Genomic DNA, 13,604 nt, shown 5'->3' with positions numbered 1-13,604 from the left:
ATGACCCGCGCCGCCGTGATCACTGTTCGAATCCAGCGACGGCGCCATGGGCCATCACCGGTGATCCTCGGTTGCGCAACGCGCCCACCGCACCGCTGATCGGGTGGTTCCCGTCAGTTCACCGAAGTTCGGACTTCGTGTGAGGGCGCCCCCCATGGTCTGCCGGTCAGAACACCGACGGGTTCGACTCACACTGCTCGCCGATCTTGATCATGTCATCGGGGACTGGCGCACCGGTCGCGGCGTCTTGGTCGGCGGCCAGGAAGTCCTCGAAGGGCACGGTCTGCTCGATGCCTCGGTACCAGCAGCCGCACAGGGACTTCGCGGCGGCTTGCGTCATGCCCCCGGCAGCAGCCTGCGTGGTGCAGGCGTCGACGAAGTTCTTCTCGGTCTCCGCGGAGTACCCCGATGCGGTGGTGGGCTCCGCGATGGTGGGCGCTGCCGTAGGCGCTGCGGCGCTGGTGGCGGGCGCGGAACTGGCGGTTGTCGTGCTGCTCGTGGAGGAGCATGCGGTCAAGCCTGCGAGTGCGATGACGCTACCGGCCAATCCGAGTGCCAAACGGGGGTGGATCATGGGGTCTCCTTCGTTCCCCGCATCCTAGGGGCGCTCGGAACGCTCAGGCGCGGTGGACGCGCCAAGCGACCGACCGGGGCCCGGTGAGGGCCAACCAGGTCGGTCGCTCGTCGCGCGCCCAACTGGGAGTTCACTCCCCGAGAGATCGCTCAGCGATTCAGACAGGTCACCACGGCTTGCCGTCGGGGTTCAGACCCGGGGTCAGGTCACTGTGGGCGTAGCCCCAGTTCTTGCCGGTGTCGTAGCCACGAGTGCGCTTGCCGAAGTTGCCGACTCCCGCATACACGCTGGCGTGCACATGATCGAAGTGGGTGTTGACGCAGTCCCCGTTGTTGTAGTTGTCCTGCCGCCAATACTTCAGGGGCTGCCACACGGATTCGCCGGCGTGCTCGCGGGGGTTGCGGATGCTGTCCTGCCAGATCACGTAGTCGACGCCGATTCGCGAGGCGTTGTCGATCAAGTAGCGGGTGAGCCGGTCACCGACAAGGACATCGTTGGGGTCGTTCGTGTGGGAGCCGCCGGCATTGCTGCAGCTGCTGGGCACGAAGAAGTCGAGAGCCTGTTTCCACACCGGCACTGTGTCCGCCGTAGGTCCCGTGTGCGGTGATGTAGGGGAAGTTGACGTACACGCAGCGGGACATGCGCTGGGTGTTGATGTTCAGCCGATCCCAGGAGTATCCGGTGTAGTTCGCGAAGTTGCGCTTGAACGAGCGCGGCACCATCGGGCATTGATCGACGCTGACGCCGGTGGGCACGCATGGCACCTGGATGCCGTTCGTCAAACCCGGTTCGATGTCGGTGCTGGGAAGGGCGCTGAGAATGGTGAACCACTCCTGTGCCTTGCTGCTCAGGGCCACAGGATTGGTGTTCGGGGTGGGGTTGAACGTGCGCTCGAACACCTTGGCTGCGTCACCCGCATCGGTGAGTGTCTTGAAGCCCTCACTGTCGAAAGAGACCGGATTCGTCGCCATCTCGGTGATGAGGAACTCGATCTGTCGCTTGGGACTCCAGCGGTTACCGGCTTCGTCCTCAGCGATCGACACCAGGGTGCGCCACCGCTCCAAGCGGCCACTGCGCGATCCCGTAGCCCGTGCCGTCGGTGGCGAGGGCCATCGGCGCGAGCGCGGATCGATAGTCGAGGTAGCCCACGACCCCGGCAGCCGCCGCGGGGGAGTACCCAGCCGCCGTGAGTTGCGTGAATGCGTAACGGGCGCGCGGCGTGGCGTACGGGGTCACCGCGGTGTCGGTGCACACGACCGGGGCGGTGTTGCGCGGCTTACGCTTCGACGGAGCGGCATCGGCAGCTCCGGGAACCAAGAAACCGCCCAGCAGGACGGCTATGGTGGTGGCGACGGCAATGGCGAAGGCGTGGGTGCGGTGAGTCATCCGCAGGACCGTAACAAGGTCATGTAAGCCCTCTGCAAGTTTCCACTCATTTGTGCCGCAATTTCCTCTCATTCACGCTCACCTGGACGCCGATAATCGGAGGTGGGACACGTCACACTCCGAGAACGGGGTCTGATCCGGGTCAGAACCGCGGTGGAAGTAGCAGCGGCTGGCCTCCGGCTTACACAAATGGTTCTTGGCCTCGCCACGTAGCGGTCCGACTCATAGATTGTCGGGCGTGAACCGCATGATCGAGATTCATCCGGACAATCCCCAGCCGCGCCTGATCGCCCAGGTCGCCGACTCGTTGCGCGAGGGAGCGTTGGTGGCCTACCCCACCGATTCCGGTTACGCCTTGGGGTGCCAACTCGGCAACGCCGCCGGAATCGAGCGGATCAAACGGTTACGTGACTTGGACGACAAGCATCACTTCACTCTCGTGTGTGCCGATTTCGCGCAGTTGGGGCAGTTCGTGCGAGTCAGCAACTCGGACTATCGGTTGATCCGATCCTGCACCCCAGGTCCGTACACCTTCATCCTGCCGGCGACGCGAGAGGTGCCCCGTCGCCTGATGCATCCGAAGAAGAAGACCGTAGGGGTCAGGCTGCCGGATAACGCGGTGGCGCTGGCGCTGGTCGCGGCATTGGAGGAGCCGTTGATGTCGGCCACCTTGATCCTGCCCGGCGACACCGATCCGCTGTCCGACGGAGCGGATGTGGCCGAGCGGATCGGTTCTCAGGTGGATGTGATCGTCGACGCCGGGTTCTGCGGAGGCGAGCCGACCACCGTCATCGATCTGTCGCAAACCCCGCCCGAGGTAGCGCGGCAGGGTTCCGGGGACACCTCACGCCTGTTCGGCTGACGGTTTCCCCCCGTCGCAGTCCAAGGAAGTGGTTTGCCCGTTGGCATTCGGCTGCCGGCCATTTCTGCAGCACGAAGCGTCCCCGTTTGCTCCGACAACGCGATCAGTCGTGCGGCAGGATCGCACCTGTGAAGATGCATCGACTCGGACTGCTCCTGGGGCTCCCTCTTCTGGCCGGTTGTGGTCGGCTGGATGAGCTGAGCTACGACCCACCGATCACACCGCAGCAGTGGTGCGAGGACCGGCCGTGCGTCCAGGTGGGCGACACGATCCTCAACGAGCCGTTGGGCACGTTCCTGGTATTCGCGTTGGCGGCGCTCTGGGTCGGTGTCGGGGTGTACTTCCTCGTCAGTCGGCGCTCACAACGGTCTCGGCTGTGGCTGGGGGTCGCGCTTGTCCTCGGTGGCCTTGGAGCAGCGCAGGCCGGCGTCAGTTACCAAGCCTTCAGCTACGAACTGAAGTGCGCGGGCCAGGAGTTCTGCCGCTACACCAACGGCTTCGAAGTCGGCTATAGCGTCACGCAGGCGTGGAGCGTGAGCGCGATGCTCATCGCTGTCGCGTTCGTCTGCACCCTCGGTGGTGCCCGGCGGGCACTGATCGGCTACGCGATCCTGAACGCACTGGTGTACTGCGTGGTCGCGATCGCTGGGGTGATGATCCCGAGCAAGGTCCTGCTGTCGTTCGAGGTCCTCATGCTTTTCGCGTTGCCGGGCATCATCATCGTCATCGCGGTGGCCGCCAGGCGACTCCGCCTACATCACGGAGAGGCGGAGAAGTGGATCCTGTGGGCAGCCGTGCTGCTCGTCGTCGTGCAGGTGGCGTACTTCGCCTACTACGCCGCCGGCATCACCCAGCTGTTGTGGAACGACGGTGCCGGTTTCTACTTCTCCGAGAACGACGTACTGCACGTGGGCATGCTGCTTTGGCTGTGGTTGGTGGCTGCCAAGTTAGGTCCGACGCTGACGGACCGCATCCCCGACGAAGAGGCGGCCCAGCCCTCCAGACCGAACGCGGCATAGGTCTTCGAGGCGGGTCCGGTCGGTCAACAGCGCCTCATCGACCACTGCTGGCCGCGCATCGCCGAGTAGTGGCTCAACGCGGGTCTGATTCCCCGGCTGCACTGGCCGGCTGGCGGTCGACCACGGTGCGGTTCCGTCCCTCATTCTTGGCCTGATAGAGAGCGGTGTCTGCTCGTGTGAGAGCGGTGTCGGCGTTATCGCCGGGAGCGATCAGCGTCAGCCCGATGCTGAGTGTGATGGGGATCGTGTGGTCACCGGTGTGGATCGGCGCATTGAACTGGGCATGGATCTTGGCGGCGACCCGGCCCGCGTCATCCAGGGTCGTGATTGCGGTCAAGACGATGACGAACTCGTCTCCCCCCATGCGGGCCACGACGTCAGCGTGACGCACCGAGCGGCGCAGTCGCTGGGCGACGGTGGCAATGACCCCGTCCCCGACGAGATGGCCGTAGGTGTCGTTGATCGATTTCAAGCCGTCGACATCGATGAACAGAACGGCGACGTTCACGCCCGCTCGAGGTTCGTGGGTGAGGCGCTCATCGATCTCTGTGATGAGTTCACGCCGATTGACCAGATTGGTGAGGGGGTCGTGAGTGGCCAAGAACTGAAGTTGCTCACGGGCCTGACGAGCTTGCGTGACGTCGACGAACTGGCAGACGAACGACGTGACCTCTCCGCTCGAGTCGTGGAGCACGCCGATCGACTGCTCCACCCAGATGTGCCTGCCATCCGAGCGCAGCATCTGATGCTCCCACGACACGAAGTTGTCCCGTGCGGTGAGGCTCTCAGCTCCTGCGAGGGTCTCCGGGCCAGCGAAGCCTTCCGCGCCTGCGAGCAGGTGGTCTCGCATGCGGCGGTCCAGTTCGGCGTCGGCCTCAGTCAGGACATCGACGACACCACGGCCAAGGAGCCAATCGGGCTCCGCGCCCAGGATGCGGCACAGAGCCGGGTTTACCTCGGTGAACGAGCGTTGCAGGCTCATGAGCGCCATACCGGCGGGAGCGGACTGCATGGCCGTTCGGAATCGCTCTTCGCTGCTCGCCAGCGCCTGGCGGGTGTTTCGCTCGTCGTCGATGTCCTGCCAGCCGGACACTCGGGCCGTCACGGCCCCGGTGTCATCAGTGATGGGATTCGTCCGGCCCCGGAACCAGCGGTATTTGCCGTCATTGCGTCGGATTCGCAGTTCAACCGTGACCGACTCCCCACGTGCAGTCTGTTCCCCGGCGCGACGCAGGATCACCCAGTCGTCGGGGTGGACGAAACTAGTGAACGGTTGGCCGAGAACGTCACGGGGAAGGTACCCGAGCCGCTCGATCGAGGGAGAAACCCAGCCCACGACTGCATCCATGGCGTCCAACGCCACCAGGTCGGAAGCGTTCTCCGCCAGAAGGCGGTAGTGCCTCTCCGACTTCGCCAATGCTCGTTGAGCCTCAACCTCGGCGGTGACGTCTCGCCACGTCGCGACGACACCGGTCGGCGTTCCATCCTCGGCCCGCAGCTCTCGGGCCACACCGCCCACGCACCGGTAGGACCCATCCGCACAGCGCACTCGCGCGATGACCTGACCCTGCCCCGTTTCCGACGAGTGCATCCGCTGTTGCGCGTCCGCGACCAGGGCGAGGTCGTCGGGGTGCACCTTGGTCAGCATCGTCGTACCGATGAGTTCTCCAGGATCCCAGCCGAGAAGGTCCCGCACTGCCGGCGACACGTAGGTCAATGCCCCATCCGAATCCAGTGTGACGACGACGTCCACCGATGCCTCCGCGAGTAGGCGATAGCGAGCCTCCGACGCGGCGATCCTGGCGGCCTGTTCTGCCCTATCGGTGACATCACGCCATGTGAGAGAGATCGCATCGCCCACCTTCACGCCGCGGATGTCGAAGTGACGGGGCTCGGCCATGATTTCGTGGGGATACACGAAATCGTCCAAAACCAACGGAACCCCGGTGTTCACCACGCGGATGTACTGGTCCAACAGTCCCGTTGCCTGATGGGCGGGCAACAACCCCATGACCGTGGACCCGATCAACTCCTGGCGCTCGACCCGGTTGTAGGCGCAAGCGGCTTCGTTGGCCTCGACGTAAGCGAAATCGACCACCTTGCCTGAGTCGTCTCTCACTGCCTGCAACAAAACGTGGGGATCCAGCATCGACTGCAGAGTGGCGACCCGCAGTCTGGTGCGAGACTCGGCCACCCACTGTGCGTTGTACTCGGCACCGACGTCACGCCACGACGCGATCCATCCGATGGCTGTTCCCTGTTCATCGGCTCTCACGCGAGCGCTGCTGCTAACCCACCGGTACCCAGCTCTCCCGGGCTCGAAGGCGCATCTCAACCGTTGCGTGGCCCGCCTGCGTCAGTCTCGACTGAGCCTCTTTGACGGTAGCCACGTCGTCAGGATGTACGAATTCGAGGAGCGGGTGGGCGAGCATGTCAGCCACCGGCCAGCCCAGCACCCTCGTCACCGACTCCGAGATCCACTCGATCGTCCCGGTCACGCTTCCGACTGCTAGTACGTCGGAGCCGATACCGGCCCACAGTTCAGTCCAAGCGCAGGCAGCCTCCGCAGCGGAGGAGGGGACCGCTTGAGGAGTTGAGACGAGACACCCCCTTGACAAGACGCAGAATGTGCGTGTTGGTCAGAGTAGCCCCTGACGCCTCCCGGCACGGGCGATCCGGCCGTGGTGGGACGCGACCTGCGTCGCCCACGAAGTGGCAGGTGCGTCGGAGACGACTGCGCCCTCTGCGATTTTCGCTGCGTGAATCCGAGTCGACTGTCACCACACAACTACGTAGAGTGAAGTAGGGGTCCCGGGGCTGCCAGTTGCTGACCACGAGGGGCACTGCGACAAGTCAGGCGCACGGTGCATGAGCGCCACGGTGCATGAGCGATGGTGTGCAGCGAACGCCGATCTATGGGTCGTGGGGTCCTGGTCGCCGAGAAGGCGGTGGAGATGATGGCCGACACAGATCGAGCCTCGAGCCGACCGCAGGGTGCACGTCGCTCCCCGGGCGATCGGCCGGGAGGGCTTGCGTTTGGGTCGAAGATGCTGGTGGTCGCTGCTGGGACGCTGGTCGCGTCGATGCTGGTGGTGACACCAACAGGTGCACTCGAAGGCGATCCAGTCGCCCGTGCGGGGGTAGGGACGAGCAGCCCTTCGCCGGATCGACCCCGGGCCGCCGCCCCGGGAGTTGGTGACTCCATGGCCACCAAGCGGAACTCTCCAGCCATCGTGTCGCTTCACCCCGGTCGATTTCGCGTGGGGGACTTGGTCCGGATGCGCACTCGGCCCCGGCTGCCTCACGGAAGTCAAGGTGCGAGTCCGAGGTGTCAGTCGCTTCGGAACGGCAGTGATTCGCACGCGGCCTGTCAACAACGGCGTGCGGGTGCGGGTCCCGGACAGAATGCTGGCCCTTCTACCGCCAGGCGGAGGGAGAGGGGCTTGGGTTCGATTCCGCCTCGCCACCGGCAATCGCCTCGGTCCGCCCAGCCCGAGGGCCAGGCTGCTCCCTCCAACGCCCGAACCACCCGTGGTTCCAGCGCCGGACAATCCGGTGGCAGTCCCGCCTGCCCGCGAAGTGCTGTCGTATTCGGACTTCGACTACCTCGGTGCCTTCCGGCTTCCCGAGCACGCATGCGGGTGGACCACCGCCTACAGCAGCAGTGGAATAGCCATTCGGCGGGTCGGATCTGAACTGCGCTTCTTCTCGGCGGTGCACGTCTACAGCGGAAGCCTCGTCTACGAGGTTGCCTTTCCGGGGGTCGGCACAGATCCCAGCACCTGGCCCACGGCAACTGTCGCAGCGGAACCATGCGACCTCTACGGGGGGCGCAAACATCTCGGAGACGCTCCGGAGCCGTTCGACGGAAGCACCTGGACTCACGGTCTGTTCTTCGATGACCAGAGCCATCGTCTCTACTGGAGCTTCGGTGACGTGTACAACGCCGACACATCGAACGACCACTTCCTCGGCGCCACAGTCTTCTCAGACGCAAGTTCGACGCGCTCGCTTGGTCCCTGGGTGACATCGGATCCCGAGAACGCGCACGCTCAGCGGGTTCGAGGTGGGGTGCTTCGAATCCCTCAGTGGTTCGCCGACACCTACATCGGCGGGCGCACCCTCGGGATCGGGTTCGGCGGGTACTTCTCGATCATCGGGCCGGGGAGCATGGGCCCCACTCTCTTTGCGACCACCGAACCAGGAGAGGCAGAACTCGTCGACCCCGTGCCGTTGCTGGCTCACCCCGTACCGGTGGCCCAATCCGACCAGTGGGCCCTACGGCCGACGAACTACTCGATTGCCGCGAACCTGGACTGGGGGCGGGGGCCGGACTCGCGCGGCTACTGGGCCCCCGGCGACTCGATCGAGGGGGGCGCGGTGTGGATCGACGAACCGTCGCGGCACGGTGTGCTGTACTTCGCGGAACTGAATACGGGACGGATCGCGTACGAGTTCGGCGGACTTCAGGCGGACGATCACCGTCCCTACTGGTACATCTACGACCCGCAGGACCTTGCAGACGTGGCGCTGGGAAACCGGCAACCCTGGCAGGTTGACCCCGCAGAGATCTCGGCCGTTGATTATCCGGCCACCGGTGAGGGGCAGGACGCTTCCACCGGAGCAGTTCGTCGTGTCGCCGGCGCTGCGTATGACCGCGTCTCCCACACCCTTTACGTGGAGGTCCTCAATGGGTTCCAAGGTGACGGTGAACAGTTCCCTGTGATTCACGCCTATCGGCTGAAGAATCCGTAGCGCAGCTCGCCCGGGCCGTGGGGGACGACGGGGGACGACGAGCCACCAACAGCGCAGATTCACGCTCGAACGAAGGGGATTGGGGACGAGTCGGTCTGTAAGCCGGATTCTGTGACGCTTGCACGCCGACGGCCATCCATCTGCGACCGGCGTTGCCGCCGGCCTGGTGCGGTCCACCCGCGGACTCGAGCGGGCAACTCTCGAACGTCCGCGCAGGCGCCGAAGCGCCCTCTTGACCTTGCTCCGGGTGGGGTTTGCCGAGCCGACCGGGTCACCCCGGCCGCTGGTGGTCTCTTACACCACCGTTTCACCCTTACCGCTTCGCAGCGGCGGTCTGCTTTCTGTGGCACTGTCCCGCGGGTCACCCCGGGTGGCTGTTGGCCACCACCCTGCCGTGTGGAGTCCGGACTTTCCTCGGTGGCGTACCACCGCGACCGTCCGACCGACTCGTCCACGTCCACTGTAGTGGGCGGAACCACCCGCACCAGACCTGTCAGGCGCGGGTCAAGCGCACCGGCACGGACTTGAAGGCGGGGGTGTGAGACTGCGGGTCCAAGACCTGGGGCACCAGGACGTTGGCTTCGGGGTAGTACATGGCCGCGGAACCGACGCTGATCCCAGTGATCGCCACGCTGGCGGACATCGAGCCGCAAGAGCTGCTGACCAGCACGCGATCGCCCTCCACCACGCCCCAGCGCTGTGCATCGGCCGCGCTGATCATCACGACATCGCGGGCGGTGTTACCGCGGTAGAGGTCCTCGTCGTCGTACACCACGGTGTTGAACTGCCCCTCGGAGCGTACGGTCATGAGGATCAACTGGTCCGGGTCTGCGGTGACGTCGGGCAATGCGACCGCGTGGAACGTGCGCTCGCCCGTCTCTGCGTCGGGAACTCGGGGGAGTGCTGGACCCGCCCAGCGACGGAGAACTCGCGACGCTGCGATCGGCGCAGCCCCGGCCGATGGATGTCCTGGTAACCCGGGACGACCTGAGAGATCGCCCGCCGCAGTGCCTCGTGCGAGCGAAGCGCAGACCACTCGAAACGATCGGGAGGCAGAATCTGCTCGGCCAACCCCGCGATGATGTCAACCTCAGAACGCATCTCACCGGCGACCATCGGTGTGCCTCCGCATGAGAACCGCACGTAGTTGAACATGGACTCCTGGGTGGTGGGTTCTCGCTTCTTCGTCACGCGTGAGCGCCGGGACGATGATTGCCGCCTGGCCTCGTCCGCGGAAGTGCCCGGGGTTGAGTTTGGTGGTGATGGACAGACTGAACGGGATCTGGCGCAGCGCCTGCGTGGCCCAGCCCGAGTCCGGGTTGCTCCCCCAGAGATTGCCGCCCAACAACACACACGCGTCGATGTCGCCGGCGTGCGCTGCCGTCATGGACGCGTAGGTGTCCTGGCCGGGGGGCATTCCGAGGGTCGATCCCGTACAAGTGTTCCAGTCGGGTGCTGAACTCCTTCTTCAGAAGGGGAGAGACGCCCATCGAACCGACGCCTTGGACATTCGAGTGGCCGCGGATGGGCAGCAGCCCCGCGCCCGGTCGTCCCAGCCAGCCGCGAGCCAGAGCCAGATTGGCCAACGCGAGGATGTTGTCAGTTCCGTGTGCATGATGAGTCAGACCCATCGCCCACATCAGGATTCCGGACTCGGCCCCGGCGATCAGATCCGCACAGCGATCAATATCGCTGCGTGTCAGTCCACAGCCCGTCAGGAGATCCTCCCAGGGTGTTCGTCTGACATGGTCGAGCGCGGCGTCCCAGTTGCGGGTGTGTCGTTGGATGAAGTCATGATCGAGCCCGTCCAACTCGATCAGCCGTTTCAACACTGCTGTCAGCAGATGTACATCGCCGCCGACCCGCGGCTGCACATACAGATCACTGACGGTTGAACCGGCCACGAGGCTGCGGGCATCCGATGGGAGCCGGAACCGGCGCAACCCCAGCTCAGACAGCGGGTTGATCACGATCACCCGTCCGCCTCGTTCGCGCAAACGAATGAGTTGGGTGATCAGTCGGGGGTGGTTGCTGGCCGGATTGGCGCCGATCACAACCGCCAAGTCGGTGCGGCTCAAGTCGGTGAGATCGACCGACGAGGTCCCGGATCCGTACACCTGGGCCAGTGCCACGGATGAGGCGTTGTGGCAGTAGTACGAGCAGTTGTGGACATTGTTGGTTCCGAACGCTCGCGCCACCAACTGCGTCAGGAAGGCCGCTTCGTTGCTGGAACGGCCGCTCAGGTAGAAGAAGCTTCGATCGGGCGTCGGTGCTCTTCAGCGCGGTCCCCTGCGGCTTGCAGCGCAACCGACCACGACATCCGACGGAACGTCCGATCCCCCGGTCCGATGGCAATCGGAAAGGCAAGACGACCGAGACGTCTCCGCCTCGCCGACTCGTCAGCCGCTCCAGATCGGAGATGTCGGTACGGGCGAAGAACTCCTCGGGGATCGGCGGGGCCATGTCACCCGCTTGGGCTTGGACCGATTTCTTGCAGACCTCCGGGAAGTGACCGACTTCGTTGACCATGCCACCGAGGTCGCCGCCCATGCCCAACGCGCACGTCTTGCACGTGTTGCCCGATCGAACACGCGCCAGCACCTCGAGGGGACGGCCCGTGCCGCGAGCCTTGTCGAGGACGTAGCGGATTGCGGGCAGACCTCCCGCCGCATCGACCTCAGGTTCCGCCACTGGTCAGGGGGCCAGATCCCACACTCGTACCCCACCTGTGATACCGGCGGAGTTAGGGACGACCTGCGCCTTGGCCGGGAGGGTGGCGGCATCAAGGTGTTTCGCATTGCCTCCACCGACGTAGATGGTGTCGAAGAACAGCATCTCGTCGAACCAGTGGATGGCCTCGAGGACCAACTTGCGCCACTTCTTCTTGCCCATCGACTTGCGCCCCGCGTTTCCGAGGACGAGATCGAAGGTCGACTTCTGGAAGGGGCCGTGCGACAACTCGAGGTGATCGAGCAGCTTGCCGTCGCTGAACAGGGCCGTGCCGACCCCGGTGCCCAGGGTCATGACGAACTCGAAGCCCTCGCCTTGCGCGACGGCGCATCCCTGCATGTCGGCATCATTGACGACCTTCGTGGGCAGGCCGAACTTCTCGGACAGCGCCCCAGCCAGATCGAACCCACGCCAGCGCTCCGCCATGGCGGAGTCCTGAGGACCGCCGTACTCGAGCCGGGACAGCGACGGCACATGGATGACCTTGCCGCCGCGAACGAGTCCGGGGAAACCAACCGAGACGCGATTGGCTTTGGGCAGGTTCGATACGACCTCTTCGATGGTCGCCACCAGGGTGGGGGGAGGACAGGGGTAGGGAGTGTCCTGCCGGACCCGCTCGGTGATCATCTGGCCGTCCTGGTCCAAGACCGACGCCTTGACTCCGGAGCCCCCGATATCGATGCCCAAGGTGGTGACGTTCTTGGGCCATGTGGCGCTGACGACCTTCTGCTGGACCTTCTTGGCCATGGATGCTCCTCACGGTTCGATGGCCCCACTCTTGCAGTTGCGTCGCCGGGAAGCACGGCAATCGGCCCTCGGTAGGCGTGGGTCCTGGCTGCGGCATGGGCTTCTTCTCGGCTTCTCGCGTTGTCGGGTTGTCGGCTGAGTTCTCGGCCTGGTTCGAGGGTGGGTTGTCGTCCGGGGTCTGACCTGGGGTCGCTCGGGAGGCCGTTCACACGCTCACTCGCGCGTCCGACGCAACAGCCTCCATTTGGCGGGCGAACGGCATTGAGTGCGGAGGGGGTGCGACTGGCGCCGCCGCTCGGTCGGGGGCGGCGCTCGGCGGGGGTTCGGATCGGTCGGGGGCGACTCAGTCAGGAGGTAGGGAGCGTGAGGATCTGCGACCCGGAGGCCGTGACGAGGATCGTGTGCTCGAACTGGGCGGTGCGCCGTTTGTCCTTCGTGGTCACCGTCCACGTGTCGTCCCAGATGTCGTAGTCGTACGTCCCCAAGGTGAGCATCGGTTCGATGGTGAAGGTCATGCCGGTCTCCATCATGACCGACAGGTCGGGGTCGTCGTAGTGCGGCACGATCAACCCGGTATGGAATGACGTGCCGATGCCGTGTCCGGTGAAGTCACGCACCACGCCATAGCCGAATCTGCGTGCGTATGACTCGATGACCCGCCCCACGACGTTCAACGGACGTCCTGGGGCGACCACCTTGATGGCCCGCATCGTCGCCTCGCGCGTGCGGTCCACCAGCAGGCGGGATTCCTCATCCACATCCCCGACGAGGAAGGTCGCGTTGGTGTCCCCATGCACGCCGCCGATGAAGGCGGTGATGTCGACGTTGCAGATGTCGCCGTCCACCAGAATCGTGGAGTCGGGGATGCCGTGGCAGATGACCTCGTTCAGCGAGGTGCACAAGGACTTGGGGAAACCGCGGTAGCCCAGCGTGGACGGATAGGCGCCGTGGTCGAGCAAGAACTCGTGGCCCACTCGGTCGAGTTCATCGGTGGTGATGCCGGGCCGGATTGCGGCACCCACTGCGGCCAGGGCGTCAGCGGCGATGCGGCCGGCGACCCGCATGCGTTCGATGGTGTCGGGGTCCTTCACTTCCGGCCCGCGATAGGCAGCCGGAGCAGGGCGGCCGACGTACTCGGGGCGTTCGATCGAGTCGGGGACCGCGCGTCGCGGCGAAATCCGACCCGGTTCCAGGACCCGGTCAGTGGTCGATGAGGACATGCGGCGATTCTGGCATGTCCGGTCTGGCAGAGTGGAGCCGTGGATCGCCCCGACTGGGCGGCAGTGAAGGGAGTTCGCGTGGCGCAGTGGTGGTACTGCCTGGTGCACAACAAGGTCGAGCCGGACGAAGGCTGCCCCAACTCCGAGCGACTGGGGCCTTTCGACTCCGCTGAAGACGCTTCTCGTGCGCTGGAGATAGCGGCCAAACGAAATGAGCAGTGGGACCAGGACGAGGACACCTGGGAAGGTGTGACGCCCAAGGTCGACCCGGAGTTCGGAGTCGAAGAGTCAGGAGAATCGACCTGATCCCG

14 protein-coding genes and 1 other RNA gene are annotated in these 13,604 nt (G+C 65.0%); 4 read left to right on the top strand and 11 right to left on the bottom strand.

What is annotated here, in order from left to right:
• Nucleotides 1–166: 166 nt before the first annotated feature.
• From V9E98_16020 to V9E98_16005, 4 genes are all read right to left on the bottom strand, one after another.
• Entirely contained in the window at nt 167–574 is a 408-nt protein-coding gene (locus V9E98_16020) for a hypothetical protein (protein MEI2718470.1), read from the bottom strand.
• 166 nt (nt 575–740) lie between these two features.
• Nucleotides 741–1,118 carry a hypothetical protein gene (locus tag V9E98_16015; GenBank protein MEI2718469.1) on the bottom strand — a complete coding sequence of 126 codons (378 nt, stop codon included), beginning with the start codon at nt 1,116–1,118 and terminating at the stop codon, nt 741–743.
• Entirely contained in the window at nt 1,051–1,638 is a 588-nt protein-coding gene (locus V9E98_16010) for a hypothetical protein (protein ID MEI2718468.1), read from the bottom strand. The genes V9E98_16015 and V9E98_16010 overlap by 68 nt, the downstream gene beginning before the upstream one ends.
• Nucleotides 1,604–1,960, bottom strand: a complete 357-nt coding sequence (locus tag V9E98_16005; GenBank protein ID MEI2718467.1) for a phage tail tip lysozyme — start codon at nt 1,958–1,960, stop codon at nt 1,604–1,606. Before V9E98_16005 ends, V9E98_16010 begins: the two co-directional genes overlap by 35 nt.
• A 247-nt stretch (nt 1,961–2,207) precedes the next feature.
• Here V9E98_16005 and V9E98_16000 point away from each other — a divergent pair, with 247 nt between their 5' ends.
• Complete coding sequence (locus V9E98_16000) at nt 2,208–2,822, top strand: L-threonylcarbamoyladenylate synthase (GenBank protein MEI2718466.1); 615 nt, start codon at nt 2,208–2,210, stop codon at nt 2,820–2,822.
• Nucleotides 2,823–2,950: 128 nt separating this feature from the next.
• Nucleotides 2,951–3,841 carry a hypothetical protein gene (locus tag V9E98_15995; protein ID MEI2718465.1) on the top strand — a complete coding sequence of 297 codons (891 nt, stop codon included), beginning with the start codon at nt 2,951–2,953 and terminating at the stop codon, nt 3,839–3,841.
• Between the two features lie 73 nt (nt 3,842–3,914).
• On the opposite strand, the gene V9E98_15990 is transcribed toward V9E98_15995, so the two are convergent.
• On the bottom strand, nt 3,915–6,116 hold the full coding sequence (locus V9E98_15990) for a PAS domain S-box protein (GenBank protein ID MEI2718464.1): 2,202 nt from the start codon (nt 6,114–6,116) through the stop codon (nt 3,915–3,917).
• 1,280 nt (nt 6,117–7,396) lie between these two features.
• Between V9E98_15990 and V9E98_15985 the strand changes: the two genes are divergently transcribed.
• Nucleotides 7,397–8,596, top strand: a complete 1,200-nt coding sequence (locus V9E98_15985; GenBank protein MEI2718463.1) for a hypothetical protein — start codon at nt 7,397–7,399, stop codon at nt 8,594–8,596.
• 82 nt (nt 8,597–8,678) lie between these two features.
• On the opposite strand, the gene rnpB is transcribed toward V9E98_15985, so the two are convergent.
• From rnpB to map, 6 genes are all read right to left on the bottom strand, one after another.
• Nucleotides 8,679–9,046, bottom strand: an RNA gene (gene rnpB / locus V9E98_15980) — RNase P RNA component class A.
• A gap of 43 nt (nt 9,047–9,089) precedes the next feature.
• A complete protein-coding gene (locus V9E98_15975; protein MEI2718462.1) occupies nt 9,090–9,404 on the bottom strand; it encodes a molybdopterin dinucleotide binding domain-containing protein in 315 nt (104 codons plus the stop codon).
• A gap of 5 nt (nt 9,405–9,409) precedes the next feature.
• Nucleotides 9,410–9,787, bottom strand: a complete 378-nt coding sequence (locus V9E98_15970) for a hypothetical protein (GenBank protein MEI2718461.1) — start codon at nt 9,785–9,787, stop codon at nt 9,410–9,412.
• Nucleotides 9,784–10,839: a molybdopterin-dependent oxidoreductase gene (locus V9E98_15965; protein MEI2718460.1), complete on the bottom strand. Its 1,056-nt coding sequence runs from the start codon at nt 10,837–10,839 to the stop codon at nt 9,784–9,786. The genes V9E98_15970 and V9E98_15965 overlap by 4 nt, the downstream gene beginning before the upstream one ends.
• Before the next feature lie 451 nt (nt 10,840–11,290).
• Nucleotides 11,291–12,073, bottom strand: a complete 783-nt coding sequence (locus V9E98_15960) for an ROK family protein (protein ID MEI2718459.1) — start codon at nt 12,071–12,073, stop codon at nt 11,291–11,293.
• A 347-nt stretch (nt 12,074–12,420) separates the two neighbouring features.
• Nucleotides 12,421–13,293 (bottom strand): type I methionyl aminopeptidase, encoded by an 873-nt coding sequence (gene map, locus V9E98_15955; protein MEI2718458.1) that lies wholly within the window; start codon nt 13,291–13,293, stop codon nt 12,421–12,423.
• Between the two features lie 39 nt (nt 13,294–13,332).
• Between map and V9E98_15950 the strand changes: the two genes are divergently transcribed.
• On the top strand, nt 13,333–13,599 hold the full coding sequence (locus V9E98_15950) for a hypothetical protein (protein ID MEI2718457.1): 267 nt from the start codon (nt 13,333–13,335) through the stop codon (nt 13,597–13,599).
• Nucleotides 13,600–13,604: the final 5 nt, after the last annotated feature.

The sequence above is a fragment of the Candidatus Nanopelagicales bacterium genome, assembly GCA_037045355.1.
GTDB lineage: Bacteria > Actinomycetota > Actinomycetes > S36-B12.
This window is presented reverse-complemented; position numbering and strand designations above follow the sequence as displayed.

Excerpts from the sequence above, each read along its gene's own strand:
- V9E98_16020 (MEI2718470.1), bottom strand. The coding sequence starts at position 574 with ATGATCCACCCCCGTTTGGCACTCGGATTGGCCGGTAGCGTCATCGCA.
- V9E98_16000 (MEI2718466.1), top strand. The coding sequence starts at position 2,208 with ATGATCGAGATTCATCCGGACAATCCCCAGCCGCGCCTGATCGCCCAG.
- V9E98_15960 (MEI2718459.1), bottom strand. The coding sequence starts at position 12,073 with ATGGCCAAGAAGGTCCAGCAGAAGGTCGTCAGCGCCACATGGCCCAAG.
- V9E98_16005 (MEI2718467.1), bottom strand. The coding sequence starts at position 1,960 with ATGACTCACCGCACCCACGCCTTCGCCATTGCCGTCGCCACCACCATA.
- map (MEI2718458.1), bottom strand. The coding sequence starts at position 13,293 with ATGTCCTCATCGACCACTGACCGGGTCCTGGAACCGGGTCGGATTTCG.
- V9E98_15975 (MEI2718462.1), bottom strand. The coding sequence starts at position 9,404 with ATGACCGTACGCTCCGAGGGGCAGTTCAACACCGTGGTGTACGACGAC.